The organism is Cereibacter ovatus (assembly GCF_900207575.1).
Classification (GTDB): Bacteria; Pseudomonadota; Alphaproteobacteria; order Rhodobacterales; family Rhodobacteraceae; genus Cereibacter_A; species Cereibacter_A ovatus.
This window is the reverse complement of record NZ_OAOQ01000001.1, coordinates 243,495-268,923: the sequence shown is the minus strand read 5'-3', so window position 1 is coordinate 268,923 and position 25,429 is coordinate 243,495. Positions and strand designations below refer to the sequence as shown.

At 67.2% G+C, this 25,429-nt stretch carries 24 protein-coding genes; 15 read left to right on the top strand and 9 right to left on the bottom strand.

The annotated features are described in order from the left end of the window. Nucleotides 1–88: 88 nt before the first annotated feature. Nucleotides 89–1,261 (bottom strand): FAD-dependent monooxygenase, encoded by a 1,173-nt coding sequence (locus CRO07_RS01260; protein ID WP_097028862.1) that lies wholly within the window; start codon nucleotides 1,259–1,261, stop codon nucleotides 89–91. A gap of 210 nt (nucleotides 1,262–1,471) precedes the next feature. Further along, a complete protein-coding gene (dksA, locus tag CRO07_RS01255) occupies nucleotides 1,472–1,894 on the bottom strand; it encodes an RNA polymerase-binding protein DksA (protein ID WP_097028861.1) in 423 nt (140 codons plus the stop codon). Between the two features lie 186 nt (nucleotides 1,895–2,080). Between dksA and CRO07_RS01250 the strand changes: the two genes are divergently transcribed. The 7 genes from CRO07_RS01250 (at nucleotide 2,081) to CRO07_RS01220 (ending at nucleotide 7,549) form a co-directional block, all read left to right on the top strand. Next, entirely contained in the window at nucleotides 2,081–2,920 is an 840-nt protein-coding gene (locus tag CRO07_RS01250; protein WP_097028860.1) for an AAA family ATPase, read from the top strand. Between the two features lie 68 nt (nucleotides 2,921–2,988). After that, nucleotides 2,989–3,441 carry a GNAT family N-acetyltransferase gene (locus CRO07_RS01245; RefSeq protein WP_097029042.1) on the top strand — a complete coding sequence of 151 codons (453 nt, stop codon included), beginning with the start codon at nucleotides 2,989–2,991 and terminating at the stop codon, nucleotides 3,439–3,441. Further along, on the top strand, nucleotides 3,441–4,841 hold the full coding sequence (locus CRO07_RS01240) for a DUF2927 domain-containing protein (protein WP_097028859.1): 1,401 nt from the start codon (nucleotides 3,441–3,443) through the stop codon (nucleotides 4,839–4,841). The genes CRO07_RS01245 and CRO07_RS01240 overlap by 1 nt, the downstream gene beginning before the upstream one ends. After that, a complete protein-coding gene (locus CRO07_RS01235) occupies nucleotides 4,838–5,002 on the top strand; it encodes a hypothetical protein (RefSeq protein WP_097028858.1) in 165 nt (54 codons plus the stop codon). Before CRO07_RS01240 ends, CRO07_RS01235 begins: the two co-directional genes overlap by 4 nt. A 1-nt stretch (nucleotide 5,003) precedes the next feature. Further along, nucleotides 5,004–6,188, top strand: coding sequence for a vWA domain-containing protein (locus tag CRO07_RS01230; RefSeq protein ID WP_097028857.1), 1,185 nt, complete (start codon nucleotides 5,004–5,006; stop codon nucleotides 6,186–6,188). 178 nt (nucleotides 6,189–6,366) lie between these two features. Beyond that, nucleotides 6,367–6,768, top strand: a complete 402-nt coding sequence (locus tag CRO07_RS01225; protein ID WP_097028856.1) for a c-type cytochrome — start codon at nucleotides 6,367–6,369, stop codon at nucleotides 6,766–6,768. Between the two features lie 94 nt (nucleotides 6,769–6,862). Beyond that, a complete protein-coding gene (locus CRO07_RS01220; protein ID WP_097029041.1) occupies nucleotides 6,863–7,549 on the top strand; it encodes a M48 family metallopeptidase in 687 nt (228 codons plus the stop codon). On the opposite strand, the gene CRO07_RS01215 is transcribed toward CRO07_RS01220, so the two are convergent. Next, nucleotides 7,540–8,082: an RSP_2648 family PIN domain-containing protein gene (locus tag CRO07_RS01215; protein WP_097028855.1), complete on the bottom strand. Its 543-nt coding sequence runs from the start codon at nucleotides 8,080–8,082 to the stop codon at nucleotides 7,540–7,542. The genes CRO07_RS01220 and CRO07_RS01215 overlap by 10 nt on opposite strands. Beyond that, on the bottom strand, nucleotides 8,082–9,272 hold the full coding sequence (locus CRO07_RS01210; protein WP_097029040.1) for an RSP_2647 family RNA methyltransferase: 1,191 nt from the start codon (nucleotides 9,270–9,272) through the stop codon (nucleotides 8,082–8,084). The genes CRO07_RS01215 and CRO07_RS01210 overlap by 1 nt, the downstream gene beginning before the upstream one ends. A 565-nt stretch (nucleotides 9,273–9,837) precedes the next feature. On the opposite strand from CRO07_RS01210, the gene edd reads away from it, so the two are divergent. Together edd and CRO07_RS01195 are read left to right on the top strand one after the other, a co-directional pair. Further along, the gene (gene edd, locus CRO07_RS01200; RefSeq protein ID WP_097028853.1) at nucleotides 9,838–11,646 is read left to right on the top strand and encodes a phosphogluconate dehydratase; all 1,809 of its coding nucleotides are present in this window, start codon (nucleotides 9,838–9,840) and stop codon (nucleotides 11,644–11,646) included. Nucleotides 11,647–11,929: 283 nt separating this feature from the next. Continuing rightward, nucleotides 11,930–12,568, top strand: coding sequence for a bifunctional 4-hydroxy-2-oxoglutarate aldolase/2-dehydro-3-deoxy-phosphogluconate aldolase (locus tag CRO07_RS01195; RefSeq protein ID WP_097028852.1), 639 nt, complete (start codon nucleotides 11,930–11,932; stop codon nucleotides 12,566–12,568). Nucleotides 12,569–12,733: 165 nt separating this feature from the next. Here the strand turns inward: CRO07_RS01195 and CRO07_RS01190 are convergent, their stop codons facing one another. Together CRO07_RS01190 and CRO07_RS01185 are read right to left on the bottom strand one after the other, a co-directional pair. Further along, nucleotides 12,734–13,003 carry a hypothetical protein gene (locus tag CRO07_RS01190; RefSeq protein WP_097029039.1) on the bottom strand — a complete coding sequence of 90 codons (270 nt, stop codon included), beginning with the start codon at nucleotides 13,001–13,003 and terminating at the stop codon, nucleotides 12,734–12,736. Beyond that, nucleotides 12,990–15,803 (bottom strand): [protein-PII] uridylyltransferase family protein, encoded by a 2,814-nt coding sequence (locus tag CRO07_RS01185; RefSeq protein ID WP_097029038.1) that lies wholly within the window; start codon nucleotides 15,801–15,803, stop codon nucleotides 12,990–12,992. The genes CRO07_RS01190 and CRO07_RS01185 overlap by 14 nt, the downstream gene beginning before the upstream one ends. Nucleotides 15,804–16,214: 411 nt before the next feature. Between CRO07_RS01185 and CRO07_RS01180 the strand changes: the two genes are divergently transcribed. The 6 genes from CRO07_RS01180 (at nucleotide 16,215) to ilvN (ending at nucleotide 22,033) form a co-directional block, all read left to right on the top strand. Then, nucleotides 16,215–16,622, top strand: coding sequence for a DUF2852 domain-containing protein (locus CRO07_RS01180; RefSeq protein ID WP_097028851.1), 408 nt, complete (start codon nucleotides 16,215–16,217; stop codon nucleotides 16,620–16,622). Between the two features lie 56 nt (nucleotides 16,623–16,678). Beyond that, nucleotides 16,679–17,131, top strand: a complete 453-nt coding sequence (locus tag CRO07_RS01175) for an RDD family protein (RefSeq protein ID WP_097028850.1) — start codon at nucleotides 16,679–16,681, stop codon at nucleotides 17,129–17,131. 102 nt (nucleotides 17,132–17,233) lie between these two features. Beyond that, nucleotides 17,234–18,070: an arginyltransferase gene (locus tag CRO07_RS01170; RefSeq protein WP_097028849.1), complete on the top strand. Its 837-nt coding sequence runs from the start codon at nucleotides 17,234–17,236 to the stop codon at nucleotides 18,068–18,070. Between the two features lie 344 nt (nucleotides 18,071–18,414). Beyond that, nucleotides 18,415–19,332 (top strand): calcium/sodium antiporter, encoded by a 918-nt coding sequence (locus tag CRO07_RS01165; RefSeq protein ID WP_097029037.1) that lies wholly within the window; start codon nucleotides 18,415–18,417, stop codon nucleotides 19,330–19,332. 302 nt (nucleotides 19,333–19,634) lie between these two features. After that, nucleotides 19,635–21,389, top strand: coding sequence for an acetolactate synthase 3 large subunit (locus CRO07_RS01160; protein WP_176504459.1), 1,755 nt, complete (start codon nucleotides 19,635–19,637; stop codon nucleotides 21,387–21,389). Between the two features lie 83 nt (nucleotides 21,390–21,472). Next, a complete protein-coding gene (gene ilvN / locus CRO07_RS01155; RefSeq protein ID WP_097028847.1) occupies nucleotides 21,473–22,033 on the top strand; it encodes an acetolactate synthase small subunit in 561 nt (186 codons plus the stop codon). On the opposite strand, the gene CRO07_RS01150 is transcribed toward ilvN, so the two are convergent. The 3 genes from CRO07_RS01150 to CRO07_RS01140 all read right to left on the bottom strand — a co-directional run bounded on the left by CRO07_RS01150 (nucleotide 22,034) and on the right by CRO07_RS01140 (nucleotide 25,298). Next, nucleotides 22,034–22,810, bottom strand: a complete 777-nt coding sequence (locus CRO07_RS01150) for an enoyl-CoA hydratase-related protein (protein WP_097028846.1) — start codon at nucleotides 22,808–22,810, stop codon at nucleotides 22,034–22,036. It lies immediately after the preceding gene. Between the two features lie 62 nt (nucleotides 22,811–22,872). Further along, nucleotides 22,873–23,328, bottom strand: a complete 456-nt coding sequence (locus tag CRO07_RS01145; RefSeq protein ID WP_097028845.1) for a cytochrome c-type biogenesis protein — start codon at nucleotides 23,326–23,328, stop codon at nucleotides 22,873–22,875. Further along, the gene (locus tag CRO07_RS01140) at nucleotides 23,325–25,298 is read right to left on the bottom strand and encodes a heme lyase CcmF/NrfE family subunit (protein ID WP_097028844.1); all 1,974 of its coding nucleotides are present in this window, start codon (nucleotides 25,296–25,298) and stop codon (nucleotides 23,325–23,327) included. Before CRO07_RS01140 ends, CRO07_RS01145 begins: the two co-directional genes overlap by 4 nt. Nucleotides 25,299–25,429: the final 131 nt, after the last annotated feature.

The following is a 25,429-nucleotide window of genomic DNA, read 5'->3' as shown; positions in this document are numbered from 1 at the left end:
CGCCGGGCTGACGGCGCCACCGGCCCTGCCCGCCGCCAGCGGCACGGGCAGGCGGCACGGGCAGGCGGGCACAGGAACCTGATGACCGTCAGCTCTTGGTCACATCGTAGCCGTAAAGCCAGTCGAACCGGCGCAGCGTCGGGCCCGGCAAAAGCCGCGATCCGAGTTTCAGCCCCAGATGCGCCACCTCGCGCAGCGGGCTGCGCAGGTGATAGGCCCAGGCGTTGTTGTTGGCCGCCTGCACCACCCGGCAGCAACGCGGCACCCGGCGGGCCTGATATTCGGCAAGGCCCCCCTTCAGGTTGGAATGGCGCGCCAGACATTCGGCCAGCACCCAGGCGTCTTCCAGCGCCATGTTGGCGCCCTGCGCCAGAAACGGCAGCGTCGGATGGGCGGCATCGCCCAGAATCGCCGCATGGCCCCGGAACCAGGTGCGCGCGACCGGATGGCGGAACAGCCCCCACAGCCAGACATCGGGCACCTGTTCCAGCCAGTGCCGCACCCGGCCGTTGAAATTCGCAAAGGCCAGCTGCAGATCCACCGGATCGTCGCGCAGGTTCCAGCCTTCCTGCACCCAGCGTTTGCGTTCCTCGACCGCGACGATGTTGCGCTGCGTGCCGCCACGCAGCGGATAGCTGACCAGATGGCGGCCCTCGCCCATATGGACCTCGGCCACGACGGGCTCTCCGGGGGTGGCGGGGATCACCGCGCGCCATGCCACCTGATTGGTGAAGAACGGCTGCGCCGGGCCATTCAACTCGGCCCGCACCAGCGAATGAAGCCCATCGGCGCCGACCAGAAGATTCGGCATGTATTCCGCGCCCTGCGCCGTCACCAGCCGCGGCCGCGGGCCGGTCAGATCGACATGCTCGATCTTCTGAAGCAGGCGAATCTGCACGCCCGCATCCCGTGCGCCATGGGCCAGCAGATCGATCAGATCGGCGCGGTGAAACAGGTGATACCCCTGCCCCGGACGCAGCCGCGCCAGATCCAGCTTCAACACCAGATCGCCGCCAACGCCATTGCGCAATTCCACTGCCTGCGCCCGCATCGACGAGGCTTCCAGTTCCTCGCCCAGCCCCAGCGCCCGCAGCACCGCGGCGCCGTTGGGGGAAATCTGCAAGCCGGCGCCAACCTCGCGGATCGCCTCGGCCTGTTCCAGCACCGTCACCTGCGCCCCGCGGAGCGCGAGCGCCCTGGCCACCGCAAGCCCGGCCACGCCGGCCCCCAGCACGGTGACCTCGGCATCCTTCAGGCTCATCGGGTTCCTCCACATGCGAACGCCGGACCAGCACACGGCCCGGCGTCAGTTTTTGCGCCCGCGCGGCCGGAGGGCAAGCCACGAGGGACAGGCTGCGCTACCTCGTCGCGGCAGCAGCCGGTTCGGGTTCGGCACGGCCGGGCGCAAACACCGCCCCGACAGCACCTGTTTCAGCCGATGGCGGCGGCAAAAGATGCCGCCGCGCGGGGATCATTCGTCGCGATGCACCCGTTCGCGACGTTCGTGGCGTTCCTGCGCTTCCAGCGTCATGGTCGCGATCGGCCGGGCATCCAGCCGCCGGAGAGAGATCGGCTCGCCCGAGACCTCGCAATAGCCGTATTCGCCATTCTCGATGCGCCGCAGCGCGGCGTCGATCTTGGCCACCAGCTTGCGCTGGCGGTCGCGGGTGCGCAGTTCCAGCGCGCGGTCGGTTTCCTCGCTGGCGCGGTCCGCAATGTCGGGGACGTTGCGGCCGGATTCCTGAAGGCCCTCAATCGTCTCGGCGCTCTGGTCGAGAAGTTCCTGCTTCCAGTTGATCAGCTTGCGGCGGAAATATTCCAGTTGCCGCTCGTTCATGAAAGGTTCGTTTTCAGCGGGGCGATAATCGTCAGGCAGAAAGATCTCTGCTTTCATGGCGTCTGCTCTCTCTTGCAGGCCGGCAGGCTCCGAAATGTGGTTCACGGTCATCCGGCGCTCCCTTCAATGCGGCTCATCTAGCGCATGGCTGGCTGATTGTCACTAGCGGCGTCGCCGCGCTTGCGGCAGATTCAGCCTGTGCTATCCTGCCTCAGCATCTTCCCCCAAGGTTACGCATCGTAAATGAAATTTTCCTCAACCTCGTCCTATGTCACGACAGAGGATCTGGCGGTTGCCGTCAATGCCGCGGTCACGTTGCAGCGCCCGCTGCTGGTCAAGGGCGAACCCGGCACCGGCAAGACCGAGCTTGCCCGTCAGGTGGCGCAGTCGCTGGGGATGCCGCTGATCGAATGGCATGTGAAAAGCACGACCAAGGCGCAGCAGGGGCTTTACGAATACGATGCCGTCAGCCGCCTGCGCGACAGCCAGCTGGGCGATGCGCGCGTGCATGACGTGAAAAACTATATCCGAAAGGGAAAGCTGTGGCAGGCGTTCGAGGCGCCGGGCCGGGTCGTGCTGCTGATCGACGAGATCGACAAGGCCGATATCGAGTTTCCGAACGACCTGCTTCAGGAACTCGACCGGATGGAGTTCCACGTCTACGAGACGGCGGAAACCGTGCGGGCGCAGCATCGCCCGGTGGTCATCATCACCTCGAACAATGAAAAGGATCTGCCCGACGCCTTCCTGCGGCGCTGCTTCTTTCATTACATCCGGTTTCCCGACATCGACACGATGCGCGCCATCGTCGAGGTGCATTTCCCCGGGCTGAAGCCTGCGCTGCTGACCGCCGCGCTGTCGCAGTTCTACGAATTGCGCGAGGTTCCGGGGCTGAAGAAAAAGCCCTCGACCTCCGAGGTTCTGGACTGGCTGAAGCTGCTTCTGGCCGAGGATCTGTCGCCCGAGGATCTGAAACGCGACGGCCGCCACCTGTTGCCGCGGTTGCATGGCGCGCTGTTGAAGAACGAACAGGACGTGCATCTGTTCGAGCGTCTGGCCTTCATGGCGCGACGACCGGGCTAAGGCCGCATCCGCTCTGAAACCTTTTTCCGGGCGCCGACGGGCGCCCCCGCCCCATGTCCGAGGGTCCGATGACCGACAGCCTTTCCATCCGCCCGATCACCGCCCCGGACGAAGCCGCATGGCGCGCGCTGTGGCTGGCGTATCTGCGCTTTTACGACACCGACCTGCCGGAATCCGTGATCGCCAACACCTTCGCGCGGCTGATCTCGGGTGCTGCGGCCGAGCCGCGCGGCTTTCTGGCCTTTCGCGGCGAAAAGGCTGTGGGGCTGGTGCATTACCTGTTTCACCGCCACTGCTGGCGGGTCGAGGATGTCTGCTATCTTCAGGATCTGTTCACCGCGCCCGAGGCCCGTGGCCATGGCGCCGGCCGCGCGCTGATCGCGGCGGTCTATGACGCCGCCGATGCCGCGGGCGCGCCGGCGGTCTACTGGCTGACGGCGGAAAACAACGCCCGTGCCCGTGCGCTTTATGACCGGATCGGGCGCAAGTCGCCCTTCATCCGCTACAACCGGGTGCTGTGATGCGAACGGCCCTTGCCGGCCTTGCCCTGCTGCTGGCCGCCTGCGGTTCCGGGCCCGGGTCAGAGGTCTCGATGAACAGCCCGGGCGTCCGGGTCATCGACCCGCTACCGATGATGAAAATGTTTTCCGAATCAGATCCTGCCGGCACCCGGCGCCCGAACCCGGAAATCGCGCGGGACTTTCTGGACCTCAGTTTCGGGATGGAAAGCGGCCGCGCGCTGGACCGGCTGACCCGGTTCGAGGGGCCGATCACCGTGGCCATGACCGGCGTGGTTCCGGCCACCGCACCCCACGATCTGGCGCGGCTGCTGGGCCGGATGCGCCGCGAAGCCGGCATCGACATCCGCACGATCGCCGCCCCGGCCCCGGCCTCGGTCACCATCGAATTTGTCGAGCGTCGGCGGATGCAGTCGCTGGTGCCGACGGCGGCCTGCTTCGTGGTGCCGCGGGTGTCCTCGTTCGCGGAATATCGCGGCGTGCGGCGCCGTGCGGTGGTGGATTGGGCGACGCTTGAAACCCGTGAGAGGGTGGCGATCTTCATCCCCTCGGACACCAGCCCGCAGGAGGTGCGCGACTGCCTGCACGAGGAACTGGCGCAGGCGATCGGGCCGCTGAACGACCTGTATCGGCTGTCGGATTCGGTGTTCAACGACGATAATTTCCACACCATCCTGACCGGCTTCGACATGCTGATCCTGCGCACGACCTATGCGCCGGACCTGCATTCGGGGATGACCCGGGCCGAGGTTGCGGCGGTGCTGCCCGGGCTGCTGGCGCGGATCAATCCCGCGGGGCGCCGCGATGCGCCCGCCCTGCCCGATCCGACGCCACGGGACTGGATCGCGGCGATCGAACGCGCACTTGGCGCCGACGGCTCGATCCACAAACGGCGCGAGGCGGCGACCCGCGCCCTGGCCATCGCCGAGGCGATGGGCTGGCGCGACGCGCGCATGGGCTTCAGCCTGTTTGCAGCCGCCCGCATGGGGCTGGCGGACGAGATCGCCCAGTCGGTGGATGCCTTCATCGAGGCGGCACGGATCTACCGCAGCCTGCCCGGCGGCGAGATCCACGCCGCCCATATTGACATGCAGATGGCGGCCTTCGCATTGTCGGCAGGCCAACCGCGGGCCGCCATCGCGCTGACCGAACGGGCGGTGCCGGTGGTGCAGCGGGCCGAAAATGCAGCCCTGCTGGCGACGCTGCTGATGATCCGGTCGGAATCGCTGCGCCTTCTGGGGCACGCGGCCGAGGCGCGGGCGGCGCGGCTCGACAGTCTTGGCTGGGCGCGCTACGGTTTCGGCACCGAAGCCGAGGTGCGTGCGCGGATGTCCGAGATCGCCGCACTGACGCCGGGCCGGCTGGCCGAGGCGCCCCGGAACGGGATCGGAGACAACGGATGATCGTTCTGGCTGGAATGCTGATCGGTGCGGCGCTGGGGGCGCTGACGGCGCGCCGTCGTCGCGGCAACCGGCTGGACATGGCGCAATACGCGGCGGGTTTCGCCATCGCCTGCGCCATCGCGGGCCTGTTCCTGACCATCCTGATCGAGCGGTTGGCCTGACATGTTCCTGCCCTTCTTCCAGACCCTGCGCCGGACCGGGGTTCCGGTGTCGCTGCGCGAATATCTGGCCTTTCTGGAAGGCATGTCGGCGGGGCTGGTCAGCTTTGATCTGGAAGGCTTCTATCACCTTGCCCGGACTGCGATGGTCAAGGACGAACGGCATCTGGATCGCTTTGACCGGGCCTTCGCGGAAAGCTTCAAGGGGCTCGAGGCGATCACCGCCGAACAGGTTCTGGAAGCGGTCGACCTGCCCCGCGACTGGCTGGAAAAGCTGGCCGAAAAGCACCTGACCCCGGCGGAACGCGCCGAGATCGAGGCCCTCGGCGGGTTCGACAAGCTGATGGAGACATTGAAGCAACGTCTGCGCGACCAGCAGGGCAGGCATCAGGGCGGCAACAAGTGGATCGGCACGGCCGGCACCTCGCCCTTCGGCGCCTATGGCTACAACCCCGAAGGCGTGCGCATCGGGCAGGACGAAAGCCGCCACCGCCGCGCGGTCAAGGTCTGGGACCGGCGCGAGTTCCGCAATCTGGACGACAGCGTGGAACTGGGCACGCGCAACATCAAGGTGGCGCTGCGGCGCCTGCGGAAATGGGCGCGCGAGGGGGCCGCGCAAGAGTTCGATCTTGACGGCACGATCCGCGCCACCGCCGAACATGGCTGGCTGGACGTAAAGACCCGGCCCGAACGCCACAACGCGGTGAAGGTGCTGCTGTTTCTGGATATCGGCGGATCGATGGACGATCACGTTCGCGTCGTCGAGGAACTGTTCTCGGCCGCCCGCGCCGAGTTCAAGCATTTCGAACATTTCTATTTCCACAACTGCCTTTACGAAGGCGTCTGGCGCGACAACCGCCGCCGCTGGGACGACCAGACGCCCACCGATCAGGTGCTGCGCACCTATGGGCCGGATTACAAATGCATCTTCGTGGGCGATGCCTCGATGAGCCCCTACGAGATCCTGCATCCCGGCGGCGCGAACGAACACTGGAATGCCGAAGCCGGCGAGGTCTGGCTGCGCCGCGCCCGCGCACAATGGCCGGCGAACCTGTGGATCAACCCGGTCCCCGAACGGCTGTGGGGCTATACCCAGTCGATCCGGATGATCCGCGAGATCTTTGACGGCCGGATGGCGCCAATGACGCTGGAAGGCATCGCCGCCGGCGTGCGACATCTCTCACGCTGAGAATCGGCTGACCGCCATCAATGACAGCGGAATCGGCCGATGCGAGGCTTGGCCCGCGTGCTGCCGTTGCCGTATCCTGGAAAGGACAGAGCATTTTTGCGGCATCGCGTCCCGCGGGGGCAGCCGCCAGCGGCCCGATGCCCCCGCCTCGGGCAACAGGCCGCGGGAGGGAGACGAGATGATACGCACGATCCTCGGCGGTCTGGCGCTGGCCCTGTTCGCCGCGCCTTGGGCCACGGCCCAGACGATGGATGCCGGCAAGACCGAATACATGGTGGCCTGCGCCTCGTGCCACGGCGAATCCGGCAAGGGCCAGGGCCCGATGGCCGAGGTGCTGAGCATCGAAACCCCAAGCCTGACCGGCCTCTCCAAGGCCCATGACGGCAAGTTCCCGTTCCAGGAAGTCTTCATGATCGTGGACGGCCGCACCGGAGTGCGCGGCCACGGCGGGCCGATGCCGATCTGGGGCGAACGCTACAAGGCCACCGCCGAGCCGATCACCGGCCCCTATGGCAGCGAGCTGATCGTCCGGGGCCGCATCCTGTCGCTCGTGCTTTATCTCGAATCGATCCAGGAATAGCCGCCCGCCCGGCCGATCCCGGAAGGCCGCGCCACCGCAGCGAAAGGGCGGCCCTGCCCTTCCTGTGGTGGCCCGGCCGCGCCATATAGGGATCATGCTGAAACTCACACCGATCCTGCTCGCCATCGCCTACGGCTTCCTGATGTACCAGTTCTCCGCCTGGCGGACGAAGCGGATGCTGGATGCGCGGTCGCGCCCGCTGGACGAGCCGCAGGTGGTGGCGCTGGCCCGCCGGATGGCCGCGGCGCTGGATCTGCCCGAAATCCGGGTGCAGGTGTTCGAGATCGACCCGATCAACGGCCTTGCCGCGCCGGACGGGCGGATCTTCATCACCCGGGGATTCCTGCGCAAGTTCAAGGCGGGCGAGGTGACGGCCGAGGAACTCGCCTCGGTCATCGCGCATGAGCTGGGCCATGTCGCCCTTGGCCATTCGCGGCGGCGGATGATCGATTTCACCGGGCAGAATGCGGTGTTCATGGTGCTGGGCGCGGTGCTGAACCGTTTCATCCCGTTTTTCGGGATCTGGCTGGCGAACCTGCTGACCTCGGCGCTGGCCGCGCGGCTGTCGCGGCGCGACGAACACGAGGCCGATGCCTATGCCTCGGCGCTGCTGGTCAAGGCCGGGATCGGCACCGAACCGCAGAAGTCGATGTTCCGCAAGCTGGGCGTCTGGGCCGCGGCCCGGGGTGCTGAAATGCCGGCCTGGCTGATGAGCCACCCGAAGATCGAAGAGCGCATCCGCCTGATCGAAGCGCGCGAGGCGCGCTGGGTTCAGCCCTGAAGCGCCTTGGCCAGCCGCGGCAGCCCGGCCCGCTTCAACAGCGCGCGTCGCACCAATGGCTGGCCTGCGATCGACTCGGCCCGGGCGTGAACCTCGGCCACGGCGGCCTCGACCGTGTCGGGATGGAACGACCACACCTCCCACAGGAAGCCGTCGGGATCGCGCCGCGCTACGCCCTCGGCCGCCAGCACGCCACGCGGGAAATCGGCGGCGTTGAAGGTCACGATGGCATCGGCATGGCCGGCGATGGCGGTGGCCAGCACATGGATGTCATCCTCGTCCGGCAGATGCAGCCGCGATTGCAGGCCGGGCTGCGGCGGCACCATCGCCTGCGGAAAGGCATCGCGCGCGGCCGCGCCCTCGGCCCGGGCCTGCGCTTCGGCCAGCGGACCCAGCCGGCGTGTCGCGCGCGCCCATTCCTCAAGGATGCGGTCCGACCAGAGCGGCGTATAAAGCCCGCGCGCGGCCACCCCCAGCAGGATTTCGCGCAGGACGGTCGGGAACAACACGCAGGCGTCGAGGACGACCTTCATCAGCCATCCAGCCGGAAGAACAGCGCCTTGAGGTAACCCGATTCCGCCAGTTGCGGCAGGATCGGATGGTCCGGCCCGGCAAAGCCGGTGTGGATCAGTTGCCCGCGCCGCCCGCCCCGGCCGATCCCGCGGGCCGAAGCGTTGCGGAACGCCGCCAGATCGGCGGCATGGGAACAGGAACACAGCCCCAGAAAGCCCCCCGGCGAGACCAGCGGCGCCGCCAGCCGGGCAATGCGTTCATAGGCACGCAGGCCGGCCTCAAGCGCGGGTTTGCTGGGCGCAAAGGCCGGAGGGTCGCAGATCACCAGATCGAACTGCGCGCCTTCGGCCCCAAGGGCTTCCAGCGTGGCGAAAGCGTCGCCCTGCCGGGTCTGGAAACGGTCGGCCATGCCGCCCGCTTCGGCCCCGCGTTCGGCCAAAGCCAGCGCCGGGGCCGAGGCATCGACCGCCAGCGCCGAAGCCGCCCCCCCCGCCAGCGCCGCCAGCGCAAAGCCGCCGACATGGCTGAACACATCCAGAACCCGCGCCCCCCGTGCCAGCCGGGCGGCAAAGGCATGGTTCGGCCGCTGGTCATAGAACAGCCCCGTCTTCTGCCCGCCCGTCAGGTCGGCCATATAGCAGGCGCCGTTCATCTCGACCGTCACCGGGCCGTCCAGCGCGCCCCGCAGCACCAGCGTTTCTTCGGCCAGCCCCTCAAGCCCGCGCGAGCGGCCGGTGCCGTTCTTGACGATGACAGAGACGCCCGTGACCTCGGCCAGTGCAGCGGCCAGCGCCGGCAGATGCTGTTCGGCCCAGGCGGCGTTGGGCTGGATCACCGCCGCCGCGCCGAAACGGTCGATGACGATGCCGGGCAGACCATCGGCTTCGGCATGGACAAGGCGGTAGAACGGCCGGTCGAACAGCCGCTCGCGCAGGGCCAGCGCCCGGGTCAGGCGGACAGCGAACCATGTCTCGTCGATCACGGCGTCCGGATCGCGATCCAGCATCCGCGCGATGATCTTCGATCCGGTGTTGACAGTGACAAGGCCCAGGGACCGCCGCTCGGCATCCTCAAGAACGGCCAGCGCGCCGGGCGCCAGCGCCTGCGTGCGCCGGTCGGTCACAAGCTCGTCGGCATAGACCCAGGGAAAGCCATGCCGGATGGCGCGGGCCTCGGCCTTGGGGCGCAGGCGGACGGTGGGGTAAGTCATCGCGGGATCTTCCGGAAAGGGTGTCATTTCCCCTTATCCTGTTCGGAACCGGACGGAAAGCCTGTGACGCCGGGCAGGAAACCCCCCGATTGCAGCCCGGGGGTCGGTCGCGCAGGGCGCGATGCTGTCTGATGGGCCTGCCGTCTGATGGACCTGCCGGCAAGCCCGGGCCAGCCGACGCCGCAGACCATCGCGCAGATCGCCAAAGGTGTCGCGGATGGCTTCCGCCCGCAACCGGCGGGCCACACACTTGATATCGTCGTGGTTCATTTCGATGCGGCCGTTCTGGCCAAGACAGGCAAGGGTGATGATCCGTCTCTTGACCGATGTTCTTCCCTGCGATGCCATTTATGCCCCCCCCGCCGCCGCCACATCCTTGACTTGAGACAATCCCGCGCTGCACTCCATTCAAGGTAGGGCAGCTTTATTGACCCATGATTGCACGGCTTGGCGCGCGAATGGGCACGGCAGCTTGCTTGCCCTTGCGGCCCCTTTGCGCTAGTTAGCGCTAACAAAGACCGATGCCGTCCGGCGCGGGCATCCCGCGCAAGCAGTCGAGGCCCGCATGACCCTGAACGACACCATCGCCCGCGTGACCGACCGGATCCGTGCCCGGTCCGAACCCACACGCCGCAGCTACCTGGACCGGATGGCGCAGGCAGCCGCAGCCGGGCCCGTGCGCGCGCATCTGAGCTGCGGAAACCAGGCCCATGCCTATGCCGCGATGACCGAGGACAAGGCCGCACTGGCCGAGGGCCGGGCCCCGAACCTGGGGATCGTGACGGCTTACAACGACATGCTGTCGGCACACCAGCCCTACGAGGATTATCCCCGCCTGATCCGCGCCGCCGCCCGCCGGGTCGGCGCCACGGCACAGGTGGCAGGCGGCGTGCCGGCGATGTGCGATGGCGTCACCCAGGGCCAACCAGGGATGGAGCTGTCGCTGTTCTCGCGCGATGTGATCGCGCTGGCGGCGGGGGTGTCGCTGTCGCACAATTGCTATGATGCCGCGCTTTTTCTGGGGATCTGCGACAAGATCGTGCCGGGCCTTGTGATCGCGGCGGCGACCTTCGGCCATATCCCGGCAATCTTTGTTCCGGGCGGGCCGATGACCTCGGGTCTGCCCAATGACGAAAAGGCCCGCGTGCGGACCCAGTTCGCCACCGGAGAAGTGGGCCGAGAGGCGCTGATGGCGGCCGAGATGGCCTCCTATCACGGACCCGGCACCTGCACCTTCTACGGCACGGCGAACACCAACCAGATGCTGATGGAGTTCATGGGCCTGCATCTGCCGGGCGCAAGCTTCGTGAACCCGGAAACGCCGCTGCGCAAGGCGCTGACAGTCGCCGCGGTGGAACGCGCGGCCGCAATCACCGCACTGGGCAACGATTTTTGTCCGATTGCGCAGATCCTCGACGAACGCGCCTTCGTGAACGGCCTTGTGGGGCTGATGGCAACAGGCGGCTCGACCAACCTTGTGCTGCATCTGCCGGCCATGGCACGGGCCGCCGGAGTGATCCTGGACCTTCAGGATTTCGCGGATATTTCCGAAGCGGTGCCGCTGATGGCCAAGGTCTATCCCAACGGCATGGCAGACGTGAACCATTTCCACGCGGCCGGCGGCCTCGGCTTCATGATCGGCCAGTTGCTCGACGCGGGGCTGCTGCATGGCGACGTCAAAACCGTTGCCGGTGATGGCCTTGCCCACTACCGACAAGAACCGACACTCGCTGCCGACGGTCGCCCGACATGGCGCCCCGGCGCTGGCACCTCTCTCAACGACCGGATCCTGCGCCCGGCGTCAGACCCGTTCCAACCCACAGGCGGCCTGCGCCAACTTGCCGGAACGCTGGGGCGCGGGGTGATGAAGGTCTCGGCCGTGACACCCGACCGTCATGTGATCGAGGCCCCCGCACGGATTTTCCACGATCAGGACTCGGTCAAGCGTGCGTTCAAGGCTGACGAGTTCACCACGGACACGGTGGTTGTGGTGCGTTTTCAGGGTCCGCGCGCGAACGGAATGCCGGAACTGCATTCGCTGACCCCGGTCCTTTCGGTTCTTCAGGATCGCGGCCTGCGCGTGGCACTGGTGACCGACGGACGGATGTCGGGCGCCTCGGGCAAGGTGCCGTCGGCAATCCATGTCACACCCGAAGCGGCAATGGGCGGCCCGCTCGCACGATTGCGCGACGGCGACCTGATCCGGGTGGACGCAACGGCCGGCCGGCTCGATGTACTGACAAGCGGCTTCGAAACCCGGGAAGCGATCACGGCCGACCTGTCCGGAAACATGCACGGGCTGGGCCGCGAACTGTTCGAACCCTTCCGCAGCGCAGTCGGCCCGGCAACCGAGGGCGCCGCAGTCGTGATCTGACATCGCAAATTCCCGGATCCACCGTCAGTGCCTCCGGCGGGGATATTTTAACCAGAATGAAAGGGAAGTCCGGCAAGATGCACAAGCGGTACAGGCGGGGACGCCGATGACCGCCCAGAGTGAAAGCGCCCTGTCTCCCCCGCCACGGCGGCCCGAGACGGGGCGCCCCACGCGGCGCCGCGCCGCCCTCTCCCGGCTCTGCCTTGCCCTTTCATTCTGGCTCAAATATCCCCGCCGGAGGCTCCGCCATCAGCCAGCCGAGCCTCGGCCAGAAGGACTTTCCATGCTTGCCACCGAACAAAGCCGCATCGCTCTCGAAATATGCCGCAGAGCAGCCGTTGTGCCGGTTCTGGTGATCGACGACCTCGCCCATGCCCGCCCGTTGGCCGAGGCGCTGGTGGCGGGCGGTCTTCCGGCGCTTGAGGTGACGCTGCGCACCCCCGTGGCACTGGATGCGATCCGCGTGATGGCCGAGGTCGAGGGCGGGATCGTCGGGGCCGGAACCCTGCTGACGCCTGCGGATGTGGTGGCCGCAAAGCAGGCCGGGGCGCGCTTCGGGGTATCGCCCGGCGCGACGGATCGCTTGCTGGATGCCTGCGAGAATGAGGGGTTGGCGTTTCTGCCAGGGGCTGCGACAGCAACCGAGGTCATGGCGCTGCTTGAGCGTGGCTACAGCATGCAGAAGTTCTTTCCGGCAGAAAGTGCGGGAGGGGCGCCGGCGGTGAAGGCGTTGTCGGGGCCGTTGCCGCAGGTTCAGTTCTGCCCCACCGGCGGGATCGGGCTTGGCAATGCGCGCGACTATCTCTCGCTGGGAAATGTCGTCTGTGTCGGGGGAAGCTGGGTCGCGCCGAAGGCGATGATGCAGGCGGGGGACTGGGCAGGCATCACCCGGCTGGCCCGCGAGGCTGCGGCCCTGCGCTAAGGCAGTTTTGTCGCGCATGGCCCCGCGGAGTTTGCCGTTGGCGTGCCTCTGCCGCTGTTCGGGATGTTGTTTGGACGGGATCGGGGCAGGCTGGCGGCGATGGCGCCCTCGGGCATTCATTCGGTGTCACGCCCGTTTCGGGGCCTCGCCGTCAGGGGGTGAGGGTCAGTTCTCGCCCACGCGTGCCGCCCGGCCGCCGCGGCGGCGCGGGGCAGAGGGCGCGGCAAGGCCGTCGTTCAGCACCGTGCTCATCGGGTGGTCGGGCCGCTCGGCCGCATAGGCGGCGATCAGCACGCGCAGTGCCTCGGCCGCATCTGTCGTTGGAATGCTTAACGCCCAATCGACGAAGATCGAGCGGCATTCATAGATGCTGATGCCCTCAATCGCATAGCTTTCGCGCACAAGCCCTTTCGGGTCCGCCTCATTCAGCCGCACGGCCGCTCTCCTTTGTCACTGTGTCGCTTGCCGCGCCAAGTCGCGCGGAGATCCTTGTTTCGGCCTCGGCCACCACTGCCGCAAGCCGGGTCGAGAGCGCCTCGGGCGAGGGTGCCTCGACTTCGCGCAGAAGGAAGGCGCAGCCGCCCTCGCCCAGTCGGGATGGATCGACCTGGCCTTCGGACAACAGGCGCGAGCCTGCCTGAAGGCGCCAGCACAGCCGATAGGCCGCCAGCAGCGCGGTTTCGTCGGCGGCCGACAGGAAGCCGCTTTTCACCCCCGCGCGCAATTGCTGTTCCACCCGCCGGGCCGGATCTCCGGCCAGAAGTGCTGCGGTCTGGGCCAGAAGTTCGATATCCATCAGCCGGCCGGGGCCATTCTTGGCCTCCCATTCGCCGGTGGCGGGCTTGGCTTCGGCCAGCCTTCGGCGCATGTCGGCCACATCGGGCAGCACCCGCGCGGGCACGGCCTTGTCGGTCAGGATCAGCCGGCGCAGCGTCTCGATCTCGGCTGCCAGCGAGGGGTCGCCCACCAGCGGCCGCGCCCGGGTCAGGGCCAGATGCTCCCATGTCCAGGCCTCGTCGCGCTGATAGCTTTCGAAGGATTCCAGTGCCGTGGCCACCGGCCCCTGCCGCCCCGAGGGGCGAAGGCGCATGTCGACCTCATAAAGGCGGCCCTCGGCCATCGGTGCGGTCAGCGCCGTGACCAGCGCCTGTGTCACACGGGCGAAATAGGGCCGCGCGGCCAGCGGGCGGGGACCGTCGCTGGCCTCTTGTCCCTGCGCGTCGTGGATCACGATCAGATCAAGGTCGGAGCCCGCGTTCAGCCGCCCCGCGCCAAGGCTGCCCATCCCCAGCACCACCGCGCCGCGACCCGGCGCGGGGCCGTGCTTGCGGGCAAATTCCTCGGACACCACAGGCCACAGCGCCACCACCACCGCCTCGGCCAGATCGGCGTATTGTTTCGACGCCTCGAACGCGTCGATCAGGCCGCGCAGATGGTGGACACCGATGCGGAAATGCCATTCCTTCATCCAGCGCCGCGCGCCATCCAGCCTGCGTTCATAATCGCCGATCTCGGTCAGCCGCGCGGCAAGTTCCGCCGAAAGTGCGCCCACCCCCGGCCAGGGTGCGAAGAAAAAGCCGCCGATCACCGCATCCAGCACCCCCGAATTGCGCGACAGATACAGCGCCAGCTTGGGCGAGGTGGCGCAGATGTCGGCGATCAGGTCCACCAGCGGCGGGTTCGCATCGAACAGCGCAAAGATCTGCACGCCGGAGGGCAGCCCGGCCAGAAAGCCGTCGAACGCGGCCAGCGCCTCGTCGGCATTGCCGGCACGCGCCAGGCTTTTCAGGATCTGCGGCCGCAGCCGGTTGAAGATCGTCACCGCGCGCTGCGAGCGCAGCGCGGGATAGCTGGCCCAGCCATCGACGATGGCGCGCGCGTGGTCGGACAAGTCCGGCCCGGTTTCGGCCGCGCCGGGGGCAAAGAAGCCTTCGGTCAGCCGGTCCACCCGCGCCAGCCGGTCGTGCAGCGTGGCGCGGAACGCCTCGGGGGTCAGGCCGCAGAAGCTGGCGATCCGGTCCACCGCCGCGGCCGAGGCCGGCATCTCGTGGGTTTGCGCATCCTGCACCATCTGAAGCCGGTGTTCGACCTCGCGGTGGGCGCGGTAATGGTCGATCAGTTCATCGCTGACCTCGGGCGGCACCCAGCCCGAGGCCGCCAGAGCGCGCAGCCCGCCCACGGTCGTGCGATCGCGAAGGCTGGGGTCGCGGCCACCGGCGATCAGTTGCCGGGTCTGGGTGAAGAACTCGATCTCGCGGATCCCCCCGACCCCCAGCTTCATGTCGTGGCCCTCGATCACCACCGGGCCATGCAGGCCGCGGTGATCGCGGATGCGCAGCCGCATGTCATGGGCGTCCTGAATGGCCACGAAATCCAGATGCTTGCGCCAGACAAAGGGGGTCAGCGTCTGAAGGAACCGCGCGCCCGCGGCAAGATCGCCACCGCAGGGGCGGGCCTTGATATAGGCCGCGCGTTCCCATGTCCGGCCTACGCTTTCGTAATAGCTTTCGGCGGCGGCCATCGACAGGCAGACCGGCGTCACCGCCGCGTCGGGGCGCAGCCGCAGGTCGGTGCGAAAGACATAGCCTTCGGCCGTCAGGTCCGACAGCATCGCAGTCATCCGGCGCGTGACGCGGATGAAGGCGGCGCGGGCCTCGTGTTCCTCGCCGGGGTAGCGGGTTTCGTCGAACAGGCAGACCAGATCGATGTCGGACGAATAGTTCAACTCGCCCGCGCCCATCTTGCCCATGGCCAACGCCACCATGCCGCCCGCGGTCTCGGCATCCTCGGCGCGGGCGCCGGGCAGCTTGCCGCGGCGGATCTCATCCGCGACAAGGCGCTTCATCGACAGATCCACCGCCCGGTCGGCCAGCCGCGTCAGCGCGCCGGTCACCATCTCCAGCGGCCAGACCCCGCCCAGATCGGCCAGCGCGGTGAACAGCGCCACGCGCCGCTTGGCGATGCGCAGCCCCGCGCCCAGATCGGCCAGCGGCACCTGGTCCAGCGGGTCCAGCACCGCAGCAACCGCCGCCTCGGGGGCGACCGACAGGGCTGCCCGCAGCCAATCGGGTTCGCGCAGCATCAGGCCACGCAGGAACGGGCTGCATCCGGCGGTGGCGGCCAGAAGGCCGGACACCTCGGGGGGAAGGTCACGGAAGGCGGCGGCGATCTCGGCGGCGGGGGCCGGATCGTAGGGCAGCGGCTGGCGGGTGATACGCGAGGCGAAATCTGTCATGGCGCCACAATGGCCGCGCGCCGCGGGGCGGTCAACGGCAGCTCTTGCGCGCGCAGGGCGATGGCGCAGGTCAAACGGATAATAGGCCACCCGTCGCCGCAGCTCTTGCATGCGCAGGGCGATGGTAGGTGAAGGACCGCAGGGCTGGCAGCCTATGGCACAGCTTTGCGCGCGCGGGGGAATGGACAACGCGGCGGGTGGTCATTCCTCATCCCTCGCTTTGCGCGCGGGTGGGGAAATGGTTGCCTGCGCCACTGTGACAGGTGGTGTCGGTCCGGCACCTGCCGGGCCAACAGGATGGTCTTTTGCCCCGGGATGTAAATTTCCTTAACATTGCCCCTTGCGGGCTGGGTCGCAGCCCCCATCTGGATGCATGTGAAAACCATTCACATCAACTGACGGAGCAAGCCCATGATATCTGCCACTGCCCGCGCCGGTGCCGCCTCGTGGCCCGCCCGCGCCGAAGCCTGGCTTGACGAGCGCGGGCGCCCCGCGTGGATTGCCGCGACCGTTGCCGGGTTCATCGTCTTCTGGCCCGCCGGCCTCGCCCTTCTTGGCTATATGATCTGGAGCAAGCGCATGTTCAGCCGTTCCTGCCGCACCGCCCGCCGTGCCGCGCCCTTTGCCTGGAACTCGTCCGGCAATACCGCGTTCGACGCCTACAAGGCCGAGACCCTTCGTCGTCTTGAAGAAGAACAGACCGCGTTCGAATCCTTCCTTCAGCGCCTGCGCGAAGCCAAGGACAAGCAAGAGTTCGATGCCTTCATGGACGAGCGCGCCCGCACCGCCGCCACCCCGCGCGAACCGGCCGAAACCTGACACGACCGGCGCGGCCCGCAAGGGCCGCGCACCCACGGCCCAAGGAGCCCTGCCCGATGACCGACGCCTGGACCGATCCGCTGCCTGATCCCGTGCGGCACGCCGAATTTTATGCCGACGTGCCGACGAAGCGCGGGCTGGCCTGGATCGTGGACACGATCCTGATTGCGCTTCTGACGGCGCTGATCGTGCCGTTCACCGCCTTTACCGCGCTGTTTTTCCTGCCGTTTCTTTACCTCTGCGTGGGTGTTGCCTATCGCACCGTCAGTCTTGCGCGCCAGTCGGCCACGCCGGGGATGCGGCTGATGGCGATCGGGATGCGCAACGCCCGCGGCGAAAGGTTTACCCTGCCCGAGGCATTCCTGCATACGCTGGGCTATACGGTCTCGATCGGGATGGTGCTGCCGCAGGTGGTTTCGGTGGTGCTGATGCTGACCTCGGCGCGGGCACAGGGTTTGACCGACCATGTTCTGGGCACTGTCGCACTGAACCGCGCGGCCGGGGAATGATCGTGAAATCGTGCGATTTTGCCGCCCTGCCACCACAACAGGGCGCTTGGCGTGGGTGCCCGGCCTTGCTAACGTAACCGGCAGTTCACCGACGAGCCCCTGATGCGTCACACGCTTCCCATCGCCCCGCAGTTCTATGTGACGGCCCCGCAGTCCTGCCCCTATCTGGACGGGCGGCTGGAGCGTAAGCTGTTCACTGCGCTGCAAGGCGAACACGCCCAGAAGCTGAATGACACGCTGTCGAAGCAGGGCTTCCGGCGGTCGCAGAACGTGCTTTACCGCCCCTCTTGTGCGGAATGTTCGGCCTGTCTTTCGGCGCGCATCCGCGTGGCCGATTTCCAGCCCACCCGCACCCAGCGCCGCATCCAGCGCCGCAATGCCGACCTGCGCCGCAACGCCACCAGCCCATGGGCGACCGAGGATCAGTATACGCTGTTCCGCCGCTATCTTGATGACCGCCACGCCGATGGTGGCATGGCCGACATGGACATCTTCGAATTCGCCGCCATGATCGAGGAAACCCCGATCCGGTCGCGGGTGATCGAATATTCCCTCTCGGCCGAGAATGGCGGCCCCCGCCCGCTGGCCGCCGTCTGCCTGACCGACATCTTCGATGACGGGCTGAGCATGGTCTATTCGTTCTATGACCCCGACCTTGCGGCGCGCTCGCTGGGGACGCATGTGATCCTTGACCATATCGAGATCGCGCGCGAGGCCGGACTGCCTTACGTCTATCTGGGATACTGGGTGCCCGGCAGCCGCAAGATGGGCTACAAGGCCAATTTCTCGTCGCTGGAAATCTACAAGGGCGGGCGGTGGCAGGATATCGGCCTGCCCTCGGATCACCGGGCGGAACTGCACCCCCTGAGCGTCGATCCGATTGCCGAACAGGTGGCGCGGATCAGCCTGCCCGAAGCGCGGCCCAACATCCGCGACTGACGCCTGTCGCACCCGGCACCCGGCAAAGCAACCGCAGACCCGCCGACACGGGGCAAAGCAACCACCGGCCCTGTCCGCGGGTCCGCGGTTGCCTTGCCCCCCCTGTCCTTTGCCTTGCCCCCTGTCCTCGCGTCCCTTGTGTTACCCCCCTGCCCGCTGGCCGGTGTTGCGCCGCCCCTGTCGGCGGCACCCCCACTTTGCCCACCTCGGCTTTCTTGTGCCGATGTGACGGCGCCGCCACGTCAGCGGCGGCTTTCGCGCGGCAGCATCTTGTCATGGCACCGAAAAGCGACATCTGGGAACAAGCGATCCCTGCCCTTCCCCGACCCTGAACGGAGATGTCCTTGGTCTATCTTCTTTTCACGATTGGCCTTCTGGGCCTGTTTTTCGGTGGCGAGTTTCTGGTCAGGGGGGCAAGCAACGTGGCCCGCGCCTGGCGCATCAGCCCGATGGTGATCGGGCTGACCATCGTCGGCTTCGGCACCTCGACGCCCGAACTGCTGGTGTCGATCAATGCGGCGCTTAATGGCTCATCGGCGCTCGCGATCGGCAATGTCCTTGGATCAAATATCGCCAATGTGCTGCTGATCGTCGGGCTGGCCGCGCTGATTTCGCCCATCGTGATGGATATTCGGCAAAGCTGGCGCGATCTGGCGGTGATGGTCGGGGCGGCGGCGCTGCTGTGGCTGATGCTGCTGGATGGCAGGCTGGACCGGGCCGAGGGCGCGCTGCTGCTGGCGGGGCTGGCAGGTTTTCTGGCGATGTCGTTCCTGACCGCACGGGTCGAGGCCGAGGAGAGTGAGGGCCCCGCAATCCCGCCGGTCTGGAAATCGGTGCTGCTGACGCTGGCGGGGCTTGTCGTGCTGATGGTGGGCGCGCGGCTTCTGGTTGACAGCGCCACCGAGATCGCGCGCGCCTTCGGCATCTCCGAAGCGGTGATCGGGCTGACGGTGGTGGCGGTCGGCACCTCGCTGCCGGAACTGGCGACCTCGCTGATCGCGGCATGGCGCAAACATTCCGAAATCGCCATCGGCAATGTCATCGGATCGAACATCTTCAACGCGCTGGGCATCCCGGGGGTGACGGCGCTGGTCTTGCCGATCAACGGGCTGGACCCGCGGTTTCTGTTGGTGGACATGCCGATGGTCCTGGGCGTGGCGCTGACGACGGTGGCGCTGGCGGCACTGCTGGCGGGCGTGCCGCGCTGGGCGGGCGGGCTTTTGCTGGCTGCCTATGGCGGCTATGTCGCGCTGATGCTTTAGCCAGGCCCGGTTTTTGCGGTTGTTGCCCACCCGGCCGCGGTCGTGAAACAAATGTGCGGCAAGGCGCCCTGCTGCGACACTTTCTTCGCGGATTTGCCATTGACGCCCCCCGCGCCACCGCCTAGTGTCCGGGCCGACCGCAGCAGGGGGCCCGGGATGTCTGGCGTCGTACTTCTTGGTGGAAAGGTGCGCATGGGCCGGTAACGGTTAGCCATTCAGGTTCCCATGCGCCCCCGAGTGACCTTCGGGGGCTTTTTGTTGCGCGCGGCGCGGCCCTGGGCCGCCGAAGGATGGAGAGAGAGATGACCGAGGTGATGAGCGGCGCGCGGATGGTCGTGCAAGCCCTGAAGGATCAGGGTGTGGATACCGTGTTCGGCTATCCGGGCGGCGCGGTGCTGCCGATCTATGACGAGATCTTCCAGCAGAACGACATCCGCCACATCCTCGTGCGGCACGAACAGGGCGCAGTCCATATGGCCGAAGGCTATGCCCGCTCGACCGGCAAGCCGGGGGTGGTGCTCGTGACCTCAGGCCCCGGCGCCACCAATGCGGTGACGGGTCTGGTCGATGCGCTGATGGATTCGATCCCGCTGGTGGTGATCTCGGGTCAGGTGCCGACCTTCATGATCGGCACCGATGGCTTCCAGGAGGCCGACACCGTCGGCATCACCCGCCCCTGCACCAAGCACAACTGGCTGGTGAAGGACACGGCGAAACTGGCCGAAACGCTGCATCAGGCCTTCCATGTCGCCACCCACGGCCGCCCCGGCCCGGTGCTGATCGACATTCCGAAGGATGTCCAGTTCGCCACCGCCGAATACTCGCCGCCGCAGAAGGCGCGCATCAGCCACTATCAGCCGAAGGTGAAGGGCGACATCGAGGCGATCACCCGCATGGTCGAGATGATCGAGACCGCGGAACGGCCGATCTTCTATACCGGCGGCGGGGTCATCAACTCTGGCACCGCGGCCAGCCAGCTGCTGCGCGAGTTCGTGGATGCGACCGGGTTCCCGATCACCTCGACGCTGATGGGCCTTGGCGCCTACCCCGCTTCGGGCAAGGGCTGGCTGGGGATGCTGGGGATGCACGGCCTGTATGAGGCCAACCTGGCCATGCACGGCTGCGACCTGATGATCAACGTGGGCGCGCGGTTCGACGACCGGATCACCGGCCGCGTCAAGGACTTCAGCCCCGGATCGAAGAAGGTCCATATCGACATCGACCCCTCGTCGATCAACAAGGTGATCCGGGTGGATGTGCCGATCGTCGGCGACGTGGGCCATGTGCTGGAAGATGCGCTGCGGCTGTGGAAGTCGCGCGGTCGCAAGGTCAACAAGGAGGCGCTGGCCGCCTGGTGGGCACAGATTGCGGAATGGAAGGCGGTGAACTGCCTCGACTTCCAGAACTCGGACAAGCTGATCAAGCCGCAGCACGCGCTGCAACGGCTTGAGGCGCTGACCCGCGGCATGGACCGCTATGTGACGACCGAAGTGGGCCAGCATCAGATGTGGGCGGCGCAGTTCCTGGGCTTCGAGGCGCCGAACCGCTGGATGACGAGCGGGGGCCTTGGCACGATGGGCTATGGGCTGCCGGCCTCGATCGGGGTGCAGGTGGCGCATCCCGAGGCGCTGGTCATCAACATCGCGGGAGATGCGTCCTTCCTGATGAACATGCAGGAACTGGGGACCGCGATGCAGTTCCGCGCGCCGGTCAAGCAGTTCATCCTGAACAACGAACGGCTGGGCATGGTGCGCCAGTGGCAGCAGCTGCTGCATGGCGAACGCTATTCGCAAAGCTGGTCGGAAAGCCTGCCCGATTTCGTGAAACTGGCGGAAGCCTTTGGTGCCAAGGGCATCCAGTGTTCGGACCCGGCGGATCTGGATGACGCGATCATGGAGATGATCCGCTACGACGGGCCGGTGGTGTTCGATTGTCTGGTCGAGAAGCACGAGAACTGCTTCCCGATGATCCCCTCGGGGCGGCCGCATAACGAGATGCTTCTGGGCGATGCGGAAACCGAGGGCGCGATCGGGGCGCGGGGCGCGGTGCTGGTCTGACGGCGGAAGCGGGGGGCTGTCTGCCCCCCGCACCCCCCGAGGATATTTGTGCCAGAATGAAACTGAAAAACGGGAGGGGACGCATGGCGCCGCTCAACATCAAGCAGGGATCGACGCGGTTTTCGGCCTATGATCTTCGCGATCCGAATGTCGAAATCATCGAGCAGCATACGCTTGCGCTGGTCGTGGATAACGAAAGCGGGGTTCTGGCCCGGGTCATCGGGCTGTTTTCCGGGCGCGGATACAACATCGACAGTCTGACGGTGGCCGAGGTGGATCACACCGGGCACCGCAGCCGGATCACCATCGTGACCCGCGGCACGCCGCAGGTGATCGACCAGATCAAGGCGCAGCTGGCGCGGCTGGTGCCGGTGCATGAGGTGCATGATCTGACGGTGGAAGGCCCCTCGGTGCAGCGCGAACTGGCGCTGTTCAAGGTTTCCGGCAAGGGCGAGTCGCGGATCGAGGCGTTGCGACTGGCCGAGATCTTCCGCGCCAAGGTGGTCGATTCGACGCTGGAGAGTTTCGTGTTCGAAATCACCGGCACGCCGGAGAAGATCGACGCGCTGGCCGAGTTGATGCGTCCGCTGGGGTTGAGCGAGATGGCCCGGACCGGGGTGGCGGCGCTGTCGCGGGGGGTGTGATCAGCGTCCGGTGAATCGGGGGGGCCGCTTTTCAAGGAAGGCGGCCACCCCTTCGCGAAAATCCGCGCTGGTGCCGCAGGAGGCTTGCAGGTCGGCCTCGAGTGCCAGTTGCTGGTTGAAGTCATTGCCAGAGCTGGCGCGGAGTGCCTGTTTCAAGGCCCGGTAGGCGGTGGTGGGGCCGGTGGCGAGCTGGGCTGCGCGGTCGCGCCAGCGGGCAGGAAACGCCTCGTCGGGCACCGCCTCATAGATCATGCCCCAGTCGGCGGCATGTTGCGCGCCGATCCTGTCGGCGAACAGTGTCGCCCCCATGGCGCGGGCAAGCCCGATCTGGCGCGGCAGCGTCCAGGTACCACCGGCGTCGGGGATCAGCCCGATCCGGGTGAAGGCCTGGATGAAGCTGGCGCTTTGGGCCGCGATCACCACATCGCAGGCGAGGGCCAGATTGGCACCGGCGCCGGCGGCGGGTCCGTTCACCGCGGCAAGCGTCGGGATCGGGCAGGTGGCGATGGCGCGCAGCAGGGGTTCGTATTCCTCGCGCAGGATTCGGCCGAAGTCCGGTGTTTCCAGCCCCTGCGCATCGCCCAGATCCTGGCCTGAACAGAAGCCGCGCCCCTCGCCGGTCAGCACGATCACGCGTGCGGCTTGCGCGGCCTGGGTCACCGCCTGAAGCAGTTCGGCCCGCATCAGGCTGGACAGCGCATTCATCACCTCGGGACGGCAGAGCGTCACAAGCGCCACGCCATCCTGTTCTTCGATCCTGATCGTGCGATAGCCCATCTGCCCCCCCCTGTTTGGGACAGAATAGCCGTCTGGCAGGGCTGCGAAAGCGCGACGGCGCGTCAGTCCTTGAGGATTTCGGTCAGGCGGGCGCGCTCGGATTCTGACAGGGCGGGCTGCGGCTCGGGCGCGGAACGCCTGCGGCGGAGGTAGAGCGCGGCAGTCCCAAGGCCCGCCGCCAGCATGGCCGGCCCCGCGATCCACAGGATCAGGTTCGCACCGCCCGTCGTCGGGTTCAGCAGCACATATTCGCCGTATCGGTCCACCACGAAGGCCATCACCTCGGCATCGCTGTCGCCTTCAACCAGCCGCTCGCGCACCAGAAGCCGCAGGTCGCGGGCAAGCTGGGCGTTCGAATCGTCGATGCTTTCGTTGCGGCAGACCAGACAGCGAAGATCCTTCGAAATCTCTCGCGCACGGGTTTCCAGCGCCGGATCGGGCAGGATCTCGTCAGGCTGGACGGCAAAGGCGGGCGCAGCAAGCGTCAGGGCAAGGATCAGAAGGGCCAAGCGGTTCATTCGGCAGGCACCGCCGCGGCAGGGGCTCGGCGGGCGCCGGCGGCGATGCGGTAGCGGCGATCGGTCAGGCTGAGCGTGCCGCCCAGTGCCATCAGCAGCGTGCCGCCCCAGATCCAGTTCGCGAAGGGCTTGATGTAACTGCGCACGGCATAGCCGCCGCCGTCCTGCGGGTCGCCGATCACCAGATAAAGATCCCGCGTCAGCCCGTAATCGATCGCGGCCTCGGTCGTGGGCATGGCCGCAACCGGGTAGACCCGCTTTTCGGGATGCAGCATCGCCACCTGTTGCCCGCCGCGGGTCACGCGGAAATCGGCGGTGGTCGCGCGGAAGTTCGGGCCCTCGACCTCGCGCACGCCCTTAAGCGTGATCTGATAGCGCCCCAGCATGAAGCTTTCGCCCTCGCGCATCACGCGGATGTCTTCCTGCTGCCAGGCGGTGATGCCGGCGATGGCGAAGATCGTCACGCCCAGCCCCGCATGGGCCGTGCCGCGACCCCAGTCGGCCCGCGGCAGCCGGCCAATGCGCGCCAACCGGCCAAGCGCCGTGCCGCGTCCGGTGCGCCCCCACAGGTCGATCAATGCGCCGAAGACCAGCCACGCCCCCAGCGCCAGCCCGACCGGCCCAAGCGCCGAACGTCCGGTCTGCATCGCAAAGGCCAGTGCCCCCAGCGCCACCGACAGCGCCAGCGCCCCCCACAATGGCCGCATCGCGCGCCCGGCCTGCGCCCGTTTCCACGGCAACAGCGCCCCCAGCGGCAGAACCGCCGCAATCGCCACCACGAACGGGGTGAAGGCCGCATTGAAGAACGGCGCACCGACCGAGAGTTTGCGCCCCCACAGCAGTTCCGCCACCAGAGGCCAGATCGTGCCGATGAACACCACGAAACAGGCCACCGTCAGCAGCACGTTGTTCAGCACCAGCCCCGACTCGCGGCTGACGGTCGAGAAGACGCCCTTTGCCTCCATCGCGCTGGCGCGGGCGGCGAACAGGGTCAGTGCGCCGCCCATGAAGACCGCCAGGATCAGCAGGATGAACACCCCCCGCTCGGGGTCGTTGGCGAAGGCGTGAACGCTGGTGATGACGCCCGAACGCACGATGAACGTCCCGATCAGCGAAAAGCCGAAGGCGAGAATGGCCAGCAGGATCGTCCAGCTTTTCAGCGCCTCGCGCTTTTCCACCACGATCGCGGAATGCAACAGCGCCGCGGCGATCAGCCAGGGCATGAACGAGGCGTTCTCGACCGGATCCCAGAACCAGAACCCGCCCCAGCCCAGTTCGTAATAGGCCCACCACGATCCCAAAGCGATGCCGATGGTCAGAAACACCCAGGCGGCCAAGGTCCAGGGCCGCACCCAGCGGCCCCAGGCCGCATCGACCCGCCCCTCGATCAGCGCCGCAACCGCAAAGGAAAACGCCATCGATAGCCCGACATAGCCCAGATACAGGAAGGGCGGATGGAAGGCGAGGCCGGGATCCTGCAACAGCGGATTCAGATCCTGCCCGTCAAAGGGCGGCTCGCCCACCCGCAGGAACGGGTTCGAGGTGTAAAGCAGGAAAGCCAGGAAAGCCGCGCCGATCATCCCCTGCACCGCCAGCACCCGCGCCTTCAAGGTCGGCGGCAGGTTCTGCCCGAAGGCCGCAGCACAGGCACCAAACAGCGCCAGGATCAGCACCCACAACAGCAGCGAGCCCTCATGATTGCCCCAGACCCCGCTGATCTTGTAGATCATCGGCTTCAGCGTGTGCGAGTTCAGCACCACCAGCCGCACCGAGAAATCCGAGGTCACGAAGGCCCAGGTCAGCGCGGCGAACGCAAACCCCACCAGCAGCAGCTGTGCCATCGCGGCCGGCTCGGCCACCGCCATCCAGCCCGCCCAACGCTTCTGCGCCCCCACCAGAGGCGCCACCGACTGGACCAGCGCCACCGCCAGCGCCAGCACCAGTGCGAAATGGCCGAGTTCGACGATCATGCACGCTTCCTCCCGCAATCGGGGGCGACTCTACCGGGATCGGCAGACAGGTTCCATGCCCGACCGCCGCCTCCCGGGATTTTGATGAAGAACACACCGCACTGGCCAGCGCGCGTGCCACCCGCCATGAT